The following is an 11,727-nucleotide window of genomic DNA, read 5'->3' on the forward strand; positions in this document are numbered from 1 at the left end:
ATGGCTCAGAGTGAACGTTTGACGGTGGCACCTGAACCGGAGCTGTCTGCCAGTGTGGCAGACCGAATGGTTGCACTGGCCCGGTATATAGAAAGCCGCCCGCATGACAACCTCAGACTAGAAGACCTGGCAGACTTTATCGGGCTTTCGACATCCCATGTGCAAAGGGCGTTCAAGAAAACCTTCGGCGTTTCGCCAAAGGCTTATCAGGATGCGTTGCGCTTCAGAACGTTCAAGCAGGCTCTCACACATGGTCAAACGGTGACCGATGCCATATACGATGCCGGTTTTGGTTCGGTCAGCCGGGTATACGGCAAGCCGGAACGACAGGTCGGCATGGCTCCCTCGCGTTATGGCAAAGGCGGTGAAGGCGAGATCATTGCCTATGCCTGCCGGGAAACCATCTTCGGTTTATTGATGATGGCGGCCACCGATCAGGGGGTTTGTTTCGCCGAGTTTGGTGAGCATGAGGAGGCCTTGCTTGAGCAGCTGAAGAAAGAGTTCCCGAAAGCCAGCCTTGCCCCCTCCCGGGCCAGCGAATCGGTGGAACTGGACAGCTGGATGATGGCGCTGGATCAACACCTGTGTGCAAATATGCCCCGCCCTGACGTGCCTCTCGATATTCGCGGCACGGCGTTCCAGACCCGAGTCTGGAAACTCCTGTTAAGCGTTCGGGAAGGCGAAGTGGTGAGCTACACGGAACTGGCAAGGCGACTGGGGGAACCGAAAGCCGTACGCGCTGTGGCCTCCGCGTGCGGACGCAACCGTATCGCCGTACTGATTCCCTGTCACAGGGTTTTGCGAAGTGACGGCTCTCTCGGTGGCTACCGCTGGGGCCTGGAACGAAAACAGCGATTGCTCGAGAAAGAACGCTCAGCTCCGTCCGAGTAACACCCAGAACTGTCGCTTGAAAAAAGCGGCTTCCTGCTTCAGAGAGAACAGCTTGGGGGCAAACAGCCAGGTCTGGGTAATGCCCATCAGGTAGGTATAACTGAGCAGCCCCAGATCATCGGGATCTTCCGGGGTGTTTATCAGATCCAGCTGGCCGGCCTGGCCAACCAGATCTCTGAACATGGCAATGATAGACCCGGTCAACGCCCGCTCTCGCTTCAGCGTCCGGCTCATGGCGTCGGTCAGTTCGGTTTTATTCAGGAGAATCTCGAACGATTGTCGATACTTCCGGTCATTGGCCAGCAATCCCAGCCAGCGATCAAGGAAAAGATCCATGGCCTCTATCGGGGTGTCACGCATCGAGGCGCATTCGGCGACCAGTGCTTCCAGCGGTTCCGAGGAGTAGGCCATAACGGCCTCGTATAAATCGTCCTTGTTCTCAAAATGCCAGTAAATAGGCCCACGACTGCAACCTGCTTCTTTGGCGATTCGGCTCAAGGTTGTCAGGGAGTAACCATCCCGACTGAACAGCTTTAACGCCGCCTCCAGAACAGTTTGGCGGGTTTTCTCGGCATCTTCCTTGGTACGGCGCATTGTTACTTTCTTCCGTCTGACCTGGGTGTTTGGGGGCGGTGTGTGAGGCTTTCAAAGCGGGCTCCTTATGGCACATCCCTGTGACGCCTGGGTTCTGCACAGTTTTTGAAAACCAACCCACACCTACCCGCGAATTTTAAACAAAAACGGGCACGAATGTTCGTGCCCGCTGTTGCAAGGATTGCGTTGCGGCCTGGTCAGATCTCGCCATCCGCCGCCATCTGCATGTAGCTGTCGTTGAACCGGAGCTTAACGTTGGCTTCGTCACCCATGACAGAACCATCCGGGAACTCGATGCCGACAAAGTCCGGGCTCATGGCACCCTGGCCCAGCAGACCCTTGTCAAAGGAGAACTGACGGACGCTGTCCATCGCCTTGTGGGCTTCGTCGCTGTTGATGAAGTCCACAGACATCTGCGGCTTCCAGAACATCTTCATACCGGCCAGCTGGGCCTCATAACCTTCCTGGTCAGTGCCTGACAGTTCACCAAGGAACGCACGGGCCTCGGCACCTTCAGGGGTGTCGGACTCAAGAATGCTCATGGTCTCGTACCAGGCTCCAGCAAGGGCCTTACCCAGTTTCGGGTTGTCGGCCAGTGTTTCCGTATTGACCAGTGTCAGATCTTTGATGTGGCCCGGGATCTGGCTGGAATCGAACAGCTTGGTGGCGCCGGGATAGGCTTCCACTTCGGCCAACAGCGGGTTCCAGGTGGCAACGTGACGCACGTCGTCGGTCTGGAAGGCAGAGACCAGGTCGGCGTCCGAGATGTTCACAATATTGATGTCACGCTCTTCCAGACCCACGGTGTTCAGCGCGCGAACCAGCAGATAATGGGAAACCGAGAGCTCGACCAGGTGCACGGTCTCGCCTTCGAGGTCGGCAATGGATTTCGCATCTTTGGATACCATGCCATCGTTGGCATTCGAGTAATCCCCGACGATCAGGGCAGTGGTGTCCACTCCGGAAGCCGCCGGGATCGACAGACCGTCCATGCTGGTGGCGACCACGCCGTCAAACTGGCCGGCGGTGAACTGGTTGATGGACTCGATGTAGTCGTTGACCTGCACGATGTCCACGTCGATATCGTACTTGTCTGCCCACTTTTTCATGATTCCGAAGTCTTCAGCGTACTGCCAGGGCACCCAGCCTGCGTAGATGGTCCAGGCGATGCTGAAGGAATCCTTCTCCTCGGCCATTGCACCCATGGACAGGGAGGCCGTGAGCAGACCAGCCGCAAGTTTTTTACTGAAGTTGCGTGTTTTCATGGTGTCTCTCCTCGGGCCTTGCCCGTGTTTACCGTTGTGTTCGTTCAAGGTTTTACGGTTACTTGTATTATTCGTTGATCTCTTCGACAACCACCACAGGTGTTCCCGGGGCGACCGCCTGACCTGCTTCCCGGCGCACCTCGACCACGCGGCCGCTCACCGGGCTCAACAGCTCGATTTCCATTTTCATGGATTCAATAATGGCCACCGGGCGCTGCGCCTCGATGGTATCGCCGGACTTCACCAGACACTCCCAGAGGTTACCGGCGACATGGCTTTCTACCGCATGCTGGCCCGCAGGCAGGGTGGCCGTATCGTCCTCGCCGGTCGCTTCAATTGGCGCCTCGGAACTGAAGTTGATCTGGCCCGACTCGATCCAGCGTTGCAGTTCCTCATCGAAGGCCTGTTTGCGCTTGTCTGTGAAGGTCTGTATCTCGTCGTTGTTGTTCTCCAGGAACCGTTCGTAGTCCTTCAGGTTGAAACGGGTTTCCTCAATACGGATCGGGTAGTCGCCGTTCGGAAAGTCCCGGCGAATCTGTTGCAGTTCGTCAGCGCTGACTTCATAGAAACGAACCTGATCGAAGAATCGCAGCAGCCAGGGCTTGCCGGCTTCGAAGACATCGGTCGTGCGGTAGCGGTTCCACATCTGCAGGGTTCGGCCAACAAACTGATAACCGCCAGGCCCTTCCATACCGTAGATGCACAAGTAGGCGCCGCCGATACCCACCGAGTTTTCTGCGGTCCAGGTGCGGGCCGGATTGTACTTGGTGGTCACCAGCCGATGGCGGGGATCCAGGGGGGTTGCCACCGGCGCACCGAGATAGACGTCGCCCAGCCCCATGACCAGGTAGCTCGCGTCAAAGACGGTCTGTTTGACGTCGTCGATGCTATCCAGGCCGTTGATGCGGCGAATAAATTCCAGGTTGCTCGGGCACCAGGGGGCGTCCTTGCGCACGGACTGCATGTATTTGGCGATGGCGGTCTGGCAGGCCTCGTCATCCCAGGACAGCGGCAGGTGCACGATGCGTGCGGGTACATCCCATTCCGGTTGCTTTTCCAGCGCTGTCTCGGCACTGATCAGCAGGTCCAGGAGCGCTCGCTGGGTCAGTTTCTGGCTGTCGTAGTGCACCTGCAGGGAGCGGATGCCGGGGGTCAGTTCCAGAATGGCGTCATGTGCCTGCTCGCGCAGCCACAGCATCAGGGCATGGGCCCGGAAACGCAGGCGGATATCCAGCTCCATGGGGCCGTATTCCACCAGCACATAGTTGTCTCCGGCGGCCCGATACACCACGCCGGTTTCGTGGTCGGCGGGGCTCAGCGACTCCAGAATCGGGGTGTTCGGTTCAATGGGTGTGACATTCGTGGACGCTGTGGTCAGCGTGGCTACGGTGTTATCCAGGGATGCCCTCAGGGCAACTGCCTGCTCCTGGCTGACCGGCACAAACTGCACCTTGTCACCGGCCTTCAGCTGGCCCAGTTTCCAGAGGTCGGCACTGATGACCGTTACCGGACAGACAAAGCCGCCCAGACTGGGACCATCGGGTCCCAGAATCACCGGCATATCGCCGGTGAAGTCCACGGTGCCGACAGCGTAGGCATTGTCGTGGATGTTCGAGGGGTGCATGCCGGCCTCACCGCCGTCGCTGCGAGCCCACTCCGGTTTCGGCCCGATCAGTCGCACCCCGGTGCGGCTGGAGTTGTAATGGATTTCCCACTCGCTGGCGAAGAAAGTACGGATATCTTCACCGGTGAAATAGTCCGGCGCGCCATGGGGCCCATAGGTAACATGCAGCTTCCAGGTTTTCCCGATGGCCGGTTTCAGCTCGGCGGGCAGGATCGTCGAGTGCGTCGGTTCAGCGTCGGCCAGAGCCAGCACATCACCGGCCCGAAGGGCCCGGCCACAATGGCCACCAAACTGTCCGAGCGTAAAGGTGCTGCAGGACGTCAGGTATTCCGGGCAGTCCAGGCCGCCCCGGAACAGCACATAGGCGCGGGCGCCGTCGGCGGTCGTGGCGCCCAGTTTCAGGGTGGCGCCGGCGGGCACGTCGATGACCTGCCAGAATTCGATCGGCTCGTCGTCCAGTGTGGCTTCCAGGGCTGCTCCGGTCAGGCAAATCTGGGCGGCGCGATTGAAGCGGAGAACGGGCCCTTTCAGGGTGATTTCCAGGCCGGGCGCGCCCTCCGGATTGCCCAGCAAGCGGTTCCCCAGCCGGAATGAGTAACTGTCAAAAGGGCCGGATGGCGGTACACCGATTTCCCAATAGCCAATGCGGCCGGGGTAATCCTGAATGGTGGTCAGGGTGCCACCGGTAACGACGTCCACCGTCGCCGGTCGATAATCGAATTCGTTGAGGGTGCGGGTGAACAGACGGCCTTCGGCAAAACGGGAATCGTCCAGTACCTGACGAACATACATCAGGTTGGTTTCAATGCCGTAGAGCTGGCTGGCATCCAGAGCCTGTATCAGGCGCTGGCGGGCCGATTCACGATCCTGTTCGTGCACGATCACCTTGGCAAGCATGGGATCATACAGTGGCGACACTTCGGTGCCGGGCTGGATCCAGGTGTCAATCCGGAGACCGTCTTCCTCAGGCCAGGCCACGTTCGTCAGCAATCCGGCACCGGGCTGGAAGTCTTTATTGGGGTCCTCGGCATAAATCCGGGCCTGAATGGCATGACCGGAGGCGGTCAGGCTGTCGCCCAGCTCAGCCAGGTTCGCCAGGGTACCGGCGCCCAGTTCCACCATCCAGCGCACCAGGTCGACATCGTATACCTGCTCTGTCACACCATGCTCCACCTGCAAGCGGGTATTCACTTCCAGGAAATAGAACTCGGTGGTGTCCGGATCGTAGATGAATTCCACGGTGCCGGCACTGCGGTATGCGATGCGCTCTCCCAGTTGGCGGGCAGTGGCGTGCATGCGGGTCCGGACGTCGTCGGTCAGGCCCGGGGCCGGGGCTTCTTCAATTACTTTCTGGTTGCGGCGCTGGGCTGAACAGTCACGCTCGCCCAGAGCCACCACCTGGCCTTTGCCATCGCCGAACAACTGAACTTCGATGTGCCGGGCGTGTTCCACGAATTTCTCCAGGAACACGCCATTGTTGCTGAAATTGTTCTGGCTCAGACGCTGGACAGATTCAAAGCTTTTGAGCAGATCCTCATCGCTGTAGCAGCGGGACATGCCAATGCCTCCGCCGCCGGCCGTGCTTTTCAGCATCACCGGGTAGCCGATGGTCCCGGCAGCCTCCAGGGCCTGATCCAGGTCTGTCAGCAATCCCGTGCCGGGCAGCAGGGGCACGCCGGCACTCTCTGCCAGGGCCCGGGCGGTATGCTTGAGGCCGAACTGCTCCATCTGTTCGGGCGTGGGGCCCAGAAACACCACGCCTTCGGCGTCGCAGCGGCGGGCAAAGTCGGCGTTCTCGCTCAGGAAGCCGTAACCAGGATGGATAGCGCCGGCACCGCTCTTGCGGATTACGTCAAACAGCTTGTCCTGGTCCAGATAGGTTGTGGCTGCCGGACCTTCGCCCAGAGGCCAGGCTTCGTCGGCCTGGCGCACATGGAGGGAGTCGGCATCCGCTTCAGCGTAAACCACCACCGAGGTCAGGCCCATGGCCCGCAGGGTGCGGATCACCCGGCAGGCAATGGCTCCCCGGTTGGCGATCAGGACTTTGTCGAACTTGCCGCTCAGCTCCATACCAGCACCTCAATGGGTGTCGGATCCCAGCCGTTGCAGGGGTTGTTGAGTTGCGGACAGTTGGAAATCATCACCAGCACATCCATCCGGGCTTCCAGTTCCACGTACTTGCCGGCATCGGAAATACCATCGGCAAAGGTCAGGCCGCCGTTGGCGGTTACCGGCACGTTCATAAAGAAGTTGATGTTGGGGGTGATGTCCCGTTTGGTCATGCCGAGTTCATCGTGCTCGGCGACGGCCACCAGCCAGCTGTCGCGGCAGGCATGCATGCACTTTTTCTCGAGGGCATAACGGGTGGTGTTGCTCTCCGCTGCACAGGCGCCGCCGAGAGTATCGTGGCGGCCGCAGGTGTCGGCGGTGATTTCCAGCATTACGTTGTTTTCCGAGGACATCAGCTTTGAGCCGGCCGTCAGGTAAACGTTGCCCTGCTCACGGATGGTGTCTGTGACGCTGTAACGCTCGGTGGGGTTATGGGCGTTGTAGAACAGGGTGTCGGCGGCCTGGTTGCCTTCCAGATCCAGGATGCGAATGGTCTCGCCGGCTTTCACCACTTTCAGGAAATATTCGCCGGCCGGCACGGTTTCACGGAAGGCGGCATGTTCGGGGTTCAGTGTGCTTTGCTTGATCATATCCGGCCTCCGTTACTGGAATTGGTGGTACAGGGCTGTATTGGCGAAGGCCCGGGTGGCCTCCGGTGACGAGGTCTTGCAGGGATCGGCGTCGGTTAGCGGCGCCGCCTTGAAGAGCTGGTAACGGACAGGGTGACCCGGGTACTCGCTGGCCGGGTTCATCGGGTGCGGACAGGTATGCAGCACTACAATCGTGTCCATCTCGAAGCGAAGGTCCACAGTGGCACCGGCATGGGAGTGGCCCTGATCGAAGGCCATGTTGCCGTCGTCATCGGTTTTTACCTTGCTGAACCAGTTCAGGTTGGCGGTCAGGTCTTTCTTGCCCAGACCATACTTGGCAAGTTCGTTCAGGAAACTGGTGATGCCGTTGCGATGGTAGTGGTTATGGGCTTCTTGATAGGTCTTTTTGCCCCAGCGCTGCTCTACCAGATCAGCGTTGCAGGTACCGGCAACGGTGTCGTGCCAGCCCAGGTCATCGCGAATGATGGAGGCGAAGACGCGGCCCATGTCCGAGAGCAGCACATGGCCTTTGGTCAGCAGGAACGTATGCTGATTTTTCAGGGTGTCCGGCATGTTGTAGCGTTCGAGCGGGTTCTCGGGGTTGTACATCAGCATGCCGGCGTTGGCGCCGCCGGTTTCGTCAATCAGGCGCAGCACGTTGCCGCGGCGCATGACAAAGGACCAGTGGGATCCGCCGGGAATCAGATCGTCGTAAAGGGGGGCTGCGGTTTGCAACATGACCTTTTCCTCTTGGTTTGAGACATAAAAAAAGCGAGAGGCGTCAGTAACTGAGCGATCCTCCCGGGCTTTTGTCCCGCCGTGTAACCTTGGAAAAGGTCGTCAACTCTCGGACCAGTCGTCTGCATTGGTTGATGGCAGACCGGAACCCTAGTTGACCATTGGTCAGATTGTGGCGCTTTGATTGTGGTTTCAGTAACCGACTTCTCGCTGCGTAGGTGGGTATCTGCAGAGACCATGCCAATTTTCAGACGTCTGTTTTTATTAGGTTTTTGTTGATCGCCCTGAATAGAGGTGCTTCTTTTTCGGGCGGCCGCACTATCCTGGTGCGTTGATCAGAGGCTTTTCTGTGCATTTATTTGTCGGGGGCCGTTTCGGCACGAGGGCAGGGCTGATACAGCCTTCCGGCCATCTACTACCAAGGGAGGAGTTTTTCGCCTCCATCGCATCATTCAAAGATCGCGGATTGGGGTCTACATTGATTGGGTAAGCGCGAAAGGCCGCGTTGCCCTGCGACAAACACAACAAGAGGTCGAGATCATGATCTACGCACAACCAGGAAAGGATGGCTCCGTCGTTTCTTTCAAATCCCGTTACGAGAACTACATCGGTGGCGAGTGGGTTGCACCGGTAAAGGGTCAGTATTTTGAGAACATCACGCCGGTAACCGGTGACGTTATCTGTGAGATTCCGCGTTCCAGCGCCGAAGATATCGAGCTCGCTCTGGATGCCGCCCACAAGGCAGCACCTGCCTGGGGCAAGACCTCTCCCACCGAGCGTTCCAACATCCTGCTGAAGATTGCTGATCGCATCGAAGCCAATCTCGAGAAAATCGCGGTTGCCGAAACCTGGGATAACGGCAAGGCTGTTCGTGAAACCCTGAACGCCGACATCCCTCTGGCGGCGGATCATTTCCGTTACTTTGCCGGCTGTCTCCGTTCCCAGGAAGGCCATATGGGTGAGATCGACCACAATACCGTGGCGTATCATTTCCACGAGCCGCTGGGCGTGGTTGGCCAGATCATTCCCTGGAACTTCCCGATCCTGATGGCGGCCTGGAAACTGGGGCCTTGCCTGGCAGCCGGTAACTGCACCGTGCTCAAGCCGGCCGAGCAGACGCCTGCCAGCATCCTGGTGCTGATGGAAATCATTGGCGACCTGCTGCCACCGGGCGTGCTGAACATCGTCAACGGTTATGGCATTGAGGCTGGTCAGGCACTGGCCACCAGCAAGCGCATCGCCAAGATTGCCTTCACCGGCTCCACGCCGGTTGGCTCCCACATCCTGAAGTGCGCTGCCGAGAATATCATTCCGTCTACTGTTGAGCTGGGCGGAAAATCACCGAACATCTACTTCTCTGACGTCATGAAGGCCGAGCCGGAATTCGTGGACAAGTGTGTTGAAGGTCTGGTTCTGGCGTTCTTCAACCAGGGTGAAGTCTGCACCTGTCCGTCACGGGCGCTGGTTCAGGAAGACATGTTCGAAGAATTCATGCAGAAAGTGGTTGAGCGTACCAAGGCCATCAAGCGTGGTAACCCGCTGGATACCGACGTTCAGGTAGGCGCCCAGGCGTCCAAGGAGCAATTCGACAAGATCATGTCCTACCTTGCCATTGGTAAGGAAGAGGGCGCCGTGGTTCTTACCGGTGGCGACCGTGAGCATCTGGATGAAGAATTCAACAACGGCTTCTACATCCAGCCGACCCTGTTCAAGGGCGACAACAAGATGCGCGTATTCCAGGAAGAAATCTTCGGGCCGGTCGTGGGTGTTACCACCTTCAAGACCGAGGAAGAGGCCCTGGCCATCGCCAACGACACCGAGTTTGGTCTGGGTGCGGGCGTCTGGACCCGTGACACCAATCTAGCCTATCGCATGGGTCGGAACATTCAGGCCGGTCGGGTCTGGATGAACTGCTACCACGCCTACCCGGCACACGCGGCCTTCGGTGGCTACAAGAAGTCTGGCGTTGGTCGTGAAACCCACAAAATGGCGCTCGAGCATTATCAGCAGACCAAGTGCATGCTGACCAGCTACGACACCAACCCGCTGGGTTTCTTCTGAATCGGTGAGCGGTAGGCGGGCCTCCCACACGGGCCCGCCTGTGAGTCAGCACAGTGGATGTGCACCTTCATGCCCCGGCGTGTTGCCGGGGCGACTCTCTGACGAGAGTTCGGGTTTTTCTGTCACTCTCTTTCGGCCCTTCCCAGGGCCTTTTTTTATGGCGACAGGCGCGGAAAACGCAGCTGTCCCGTCCTCAGGCTTTAGCGACCCAGAGCGTAGAACTCGGCGTTCGGACGCATGTTTGTTACGTTTGCCATCCGGTTGGAAAGCCCGAAGAATGAGGCAATGCCGGAGATATCCCAGATATCCTCATCATTGAAGCCGTGGCGCTTGAGTTCGTTGAAGTCGGCGTCCCCCACTTCGTGAGCGTTCTGTGAGACTTTTACCGCGAAATCGAGCATGGCTTTCTGGCGCTCGGTGATATCGGCCTTGCGGTAATTTACGGCCACCTGATCTGCAATCTGTGGATTCTTTTCACGTATGCGAAGGATGGCGCCGTGAGCGATCACGCAGTACTGACACTGGTTCAGATTGCTGGTGGCAACGACAATCATCTCACGCTCACCTTTGGTGAGATTGCTGTCTTTCTCCATCAGGGCATCGTGATAGTCAAAAAATGCCCGGAATTCGGCGGGACGGTTCGCCAGAACCAGGAACACATTCGGTATAAATCCCGACTTTTCCTGAACCGCGAGAATTTTCTCCCGGATATCATCCGGGAGAGATTCAAGTGACGGAACCGGGAAGCGGCTTATCGGTTGTTCGGTGGATGAGCTCATAACAATTCCTTTGCTGCGTTTTTATGGTTCAAGAAGTTTCGGTTCAGCCGGCGACCGGCACGACGATGCGCCCACGAACCTTGCCGTCCAGCAGTTGGCTGGCACCCTCGATGGCATCTTCAAAGGGAATTTCCGTGATCATGCTGTCGAGCAGACCGGTGTCGAGATCTTCCGACAGGCGCTTCCAGGCTTCGAGTCGCTCCTGCTTGGGTGCCATCACACTGTCCACACCGCACAGGGTGACACCGCGGAGAATGAACGGTGCAACGGTTGCGGGAAAATCCATGCCGGCGGCAAGACCACAGGCTGCAACAACACCCCGGTATTTCATGCCGGCACACACGTTCGCCAGCACCTGACCGCCAGCGACATCAATGGCACCCGCCCAGGTTTCACGGACCAGGGGCTTGCCCGGTTCACTCAGGTCAGCGCGATCGAGAATCTTGTTGGCACCGAGCGATTTCAGGTAATCCGACTCGTCCAAACGACCCGTCACTGCGGTTACGGAATAACCCAGCTTGGCCAGCAACGCGACTGCAACGCTTCCGACGCCACCAGTTGCCCCGGTTACCAGAATGTCTCCGGAATCAGGGGTTACTCCGTGTTTCTCCAGAGCCATGACACACAGCATGGCGGTGTAGCCGGCGGTTCCGATAGCCATGGCCTGCTTCGGGGAAAACGCCTCGGGTAGAGGAATCAGCCAGTCGCCGGAAACACGGGCTTTCTCTGCCAGACCGCCGCAGTGTTTCTCGCCCACACCCCAGCCATTCAGAACCACCTTGTCACCGACCTGGAAGTCAGCGTGGTCGGAGCTGGATACGGTGCCCGCAAAGTCGACCCCGGGAACCATCGGGTACTGTTTTACGATCGGGGACTTCCCGGTGATGGCCAGAGCATCCTTGTAGTTCAGGGTTGAGAAGGCCACATCGACGGTGACATCGCCATCCGGCAGGTTGGATTCTTCGATTGATGTCAGGGACACCTTCTGGTCGCCGCGAGCGCCTTCAATGAGTATGCCTTTGAACATATTGCCTCCGATTTCTTGGGGTAATGAAAAATGCCGTTTTGGGGTCCGG

General features: G+C 58.4%; 9 protein-coding genes and 1 riboswitch. Of the genes, 2 read left to right on the plus strand and 7 right to left on the minus strand.

Features of this window, described 5'->3' with window-relative positions:
• Positions 1-891, plus strand: coding sequence for a bifunctional transcriptional activator/DNA repair enzyme AdaA (locus tag KO499_RS06310; RefSeq protein WP_215982847.1), 891 nt, complete (start codon positions 1-3; stop codon positions 889-891).
• Here KO499_RS06310 and KO499_RS06315 read toward each other — a convergent pair.
• The 5 genes from KO499_RS06315 to KO499_RS06335 all read right to left on the minus strand — a co-directional run bounded on the left by KO499_RS06315 (position 874) and on the right by KO499_RS06335 (position 7,811).
• The gene (locus KO499_RS06315; protein WP_215982848.1) at positions 874-1,485 is read right to left on the minus strand and encodes a TetR family transcriptional regulator; all 612 of its coding nucleotides are present in this window, start codon (positions 1,483-1,485) and stop codon (positions 874-876) included. The genes KO499_RS06310 and KO499_RS06315 overlap by 18 nt on opposite strands.
• Before the next feature lie 197 nt (positions 1,486-1,682).
• Positions 1,683-2,750 (minus strand): putative urea ABC transporter substrate-binding protein, encoded by a 1,068-nt coding sequence (locus KO499_RS06320; RefSeq protein ID WP_215982849.1) that lies wholly within the window; start codon positions 2,748-2,750, stop codon positions 1,683-1,685.
• A gap of 67 nt (positions 2,751-2,817) precedes the next feature.
• The gene (gene uca, locus KO499_RS06325; protein WP_215982850.1) at positions 2,818-6,444 is read right to left on the minus strand and encodes an urea carboxylase; all 3,627 of its coding nucleotides are present in this window, start codon (positions 6,442-6,444) and stop codon (positions 2,818-2,820) included.
• Entirely contained in the window at positions 6,435-7,073 is a 639-nt protein-coding gene (locus KO499_RS06330) for an urea amidolyase associated protein UAAP2 (protein ID WP_215982851.1), read from the minus strand. The genes uca and KO499_RS06330 overlap by 10 nt, the downstream gene beginning before the upstream one ends.
• Positions 7,074-7,085: 12 nt before the next feature.
• Positions 7,086-7,811 carry an urea amidolyase associated protein UAAP1 gene (locus KO499_RS06335; protein WP_215982852.1) on the minus strand — a complete coding sequence of 242 codons (726 nt, stop codon included), beginning with the start codon at positions 7,809-7,811 and terminating at the stop codon, positions 7,086-7,088.
• 58 nt (positions 7,812-7,869) lie between these two features.
• A riboswitch (guanidine-I (ykkC/yxkD leader) is annotated at positions 7,870-7,976 on the minus strand.
• Between the two features lie 375 nt (positions 7,977-8,351).
• Here KO499_RS06335 and KO499_RS06340 point away from each other — a divergent pair.
• On the plus strand, positions 8,352-9,872 hold the full coding sequence (locus KO499_RS06340) for an aldehyde dehydrogenase family protein (protein WP_215982853.1): 1,521 nt from the start codon (positions 8,352-8,354) through the stop codon (positions 9,870-9,872).
• 200 nt (positions 9,873-10,072) lie between these two features.
• Here the strand turns inward: KO499_RS06340 and KO499_RS06345 are convergent, their stop codons facing one another.
• Both KO499_RS06345 and KO499_RS06350 read right to left on the minus strand, forming a co-directional pair.
• Positions 10,073-10,651 (minus strand): peroxidase-related enzyme, encoded by a 579-nt coding sequence (locus KO499_RS06345; protein WP_215982854.1) that lies wholly within the window; start codon positions 10,649-10,651, stop codon positions 10,073-10,075.
• 43 nt (positions 10,652-10,694) lie between these two features.
• Positions 10,695-11,678, minus strand: coding sequence for an MDR family oxidoreductase (locus KO499_RS06350; RefSeq protein ID WP_215982855.1), 984 nt, complete (start codon positions 11,676-11,678; stop codon positions 10,695-10,697).
• Between the last annotated feature and the right edge of the window lie 49 nt (positions 11,679-11,727).

The sequence above is a fragment of the Marinobacter sp. F3R08 genome (assembly GCF_018860425.1).
In the GTDB taxonomy this organism is placed as follows: domain Bacteria; phylum Pseudomonadota; class Gammaproteobacteria; order Pseudomonadales; family Oleiphilaceae; genus Marinobacter.

Coding starts and splice junctions, on each gene's coding strand:
- KO499_RS06315 (WP_215982848.1), bottom strand. CDS start 1,485: ATGCGCCGTACCAAGGAAGATGCCGAGAAAACCCGCCAAACTGTTCTG.
- KO499_RS06340 (WP_215982853.1), top strand. CDS start 8,352: ATGATCTACGCACAACCAGGAAAGGATGGCTCCGTCGTTTCTTTCAAA.
- KO499_RS06350 (WP_215982855.1), bottom strand. CDS start 11,678: ATGTTCAAAGGCATACTCATTGAAGGCGCTCGCGGCGACCAGAAGGTG.
- KO499_RS06310 (WP_215982847.1), top strand. CDS start 1: ATGGCTCAGAGTGAACGTTTGACGGTGGCACCTGAACCGGAGCTGTCT.
- KO499_RS06335 (WP_215982852.1), bottom strand. CDS start 7,811: ATGTTGCAAACCGCAGCCCCCCTTTACGACGATCTGATTCCCGGCGGA.
- uca (WP_215982850.1), bottom strand. CDS start 6,444: ATGGAGCTGAGCGGCAAGTTCGACAAAGTCCTGATCGCCAACCGGGGA.
- KO499_RS06320 (WP_215982849.1), bottom strand. CDS start 2,750: ATGAAAACACGCAACTTCAGTAAAAAACTTGCGGCTGGTCTGCTCACG.
- KO499_RS06330 (WP_215982851.1), bottom strand. CDS start 7,073: ATGATCAAGCAAAGCACACTGAACCCCGAACATGCCGCCTTCCGTGAA.
- KO499_RS06345 (WP_215982854.1), bottom strand. CDS start 10,651: ATGAGCTCATCCACCGAACAACCGATAAGCCGCTTCCCGGTTCCGTCA.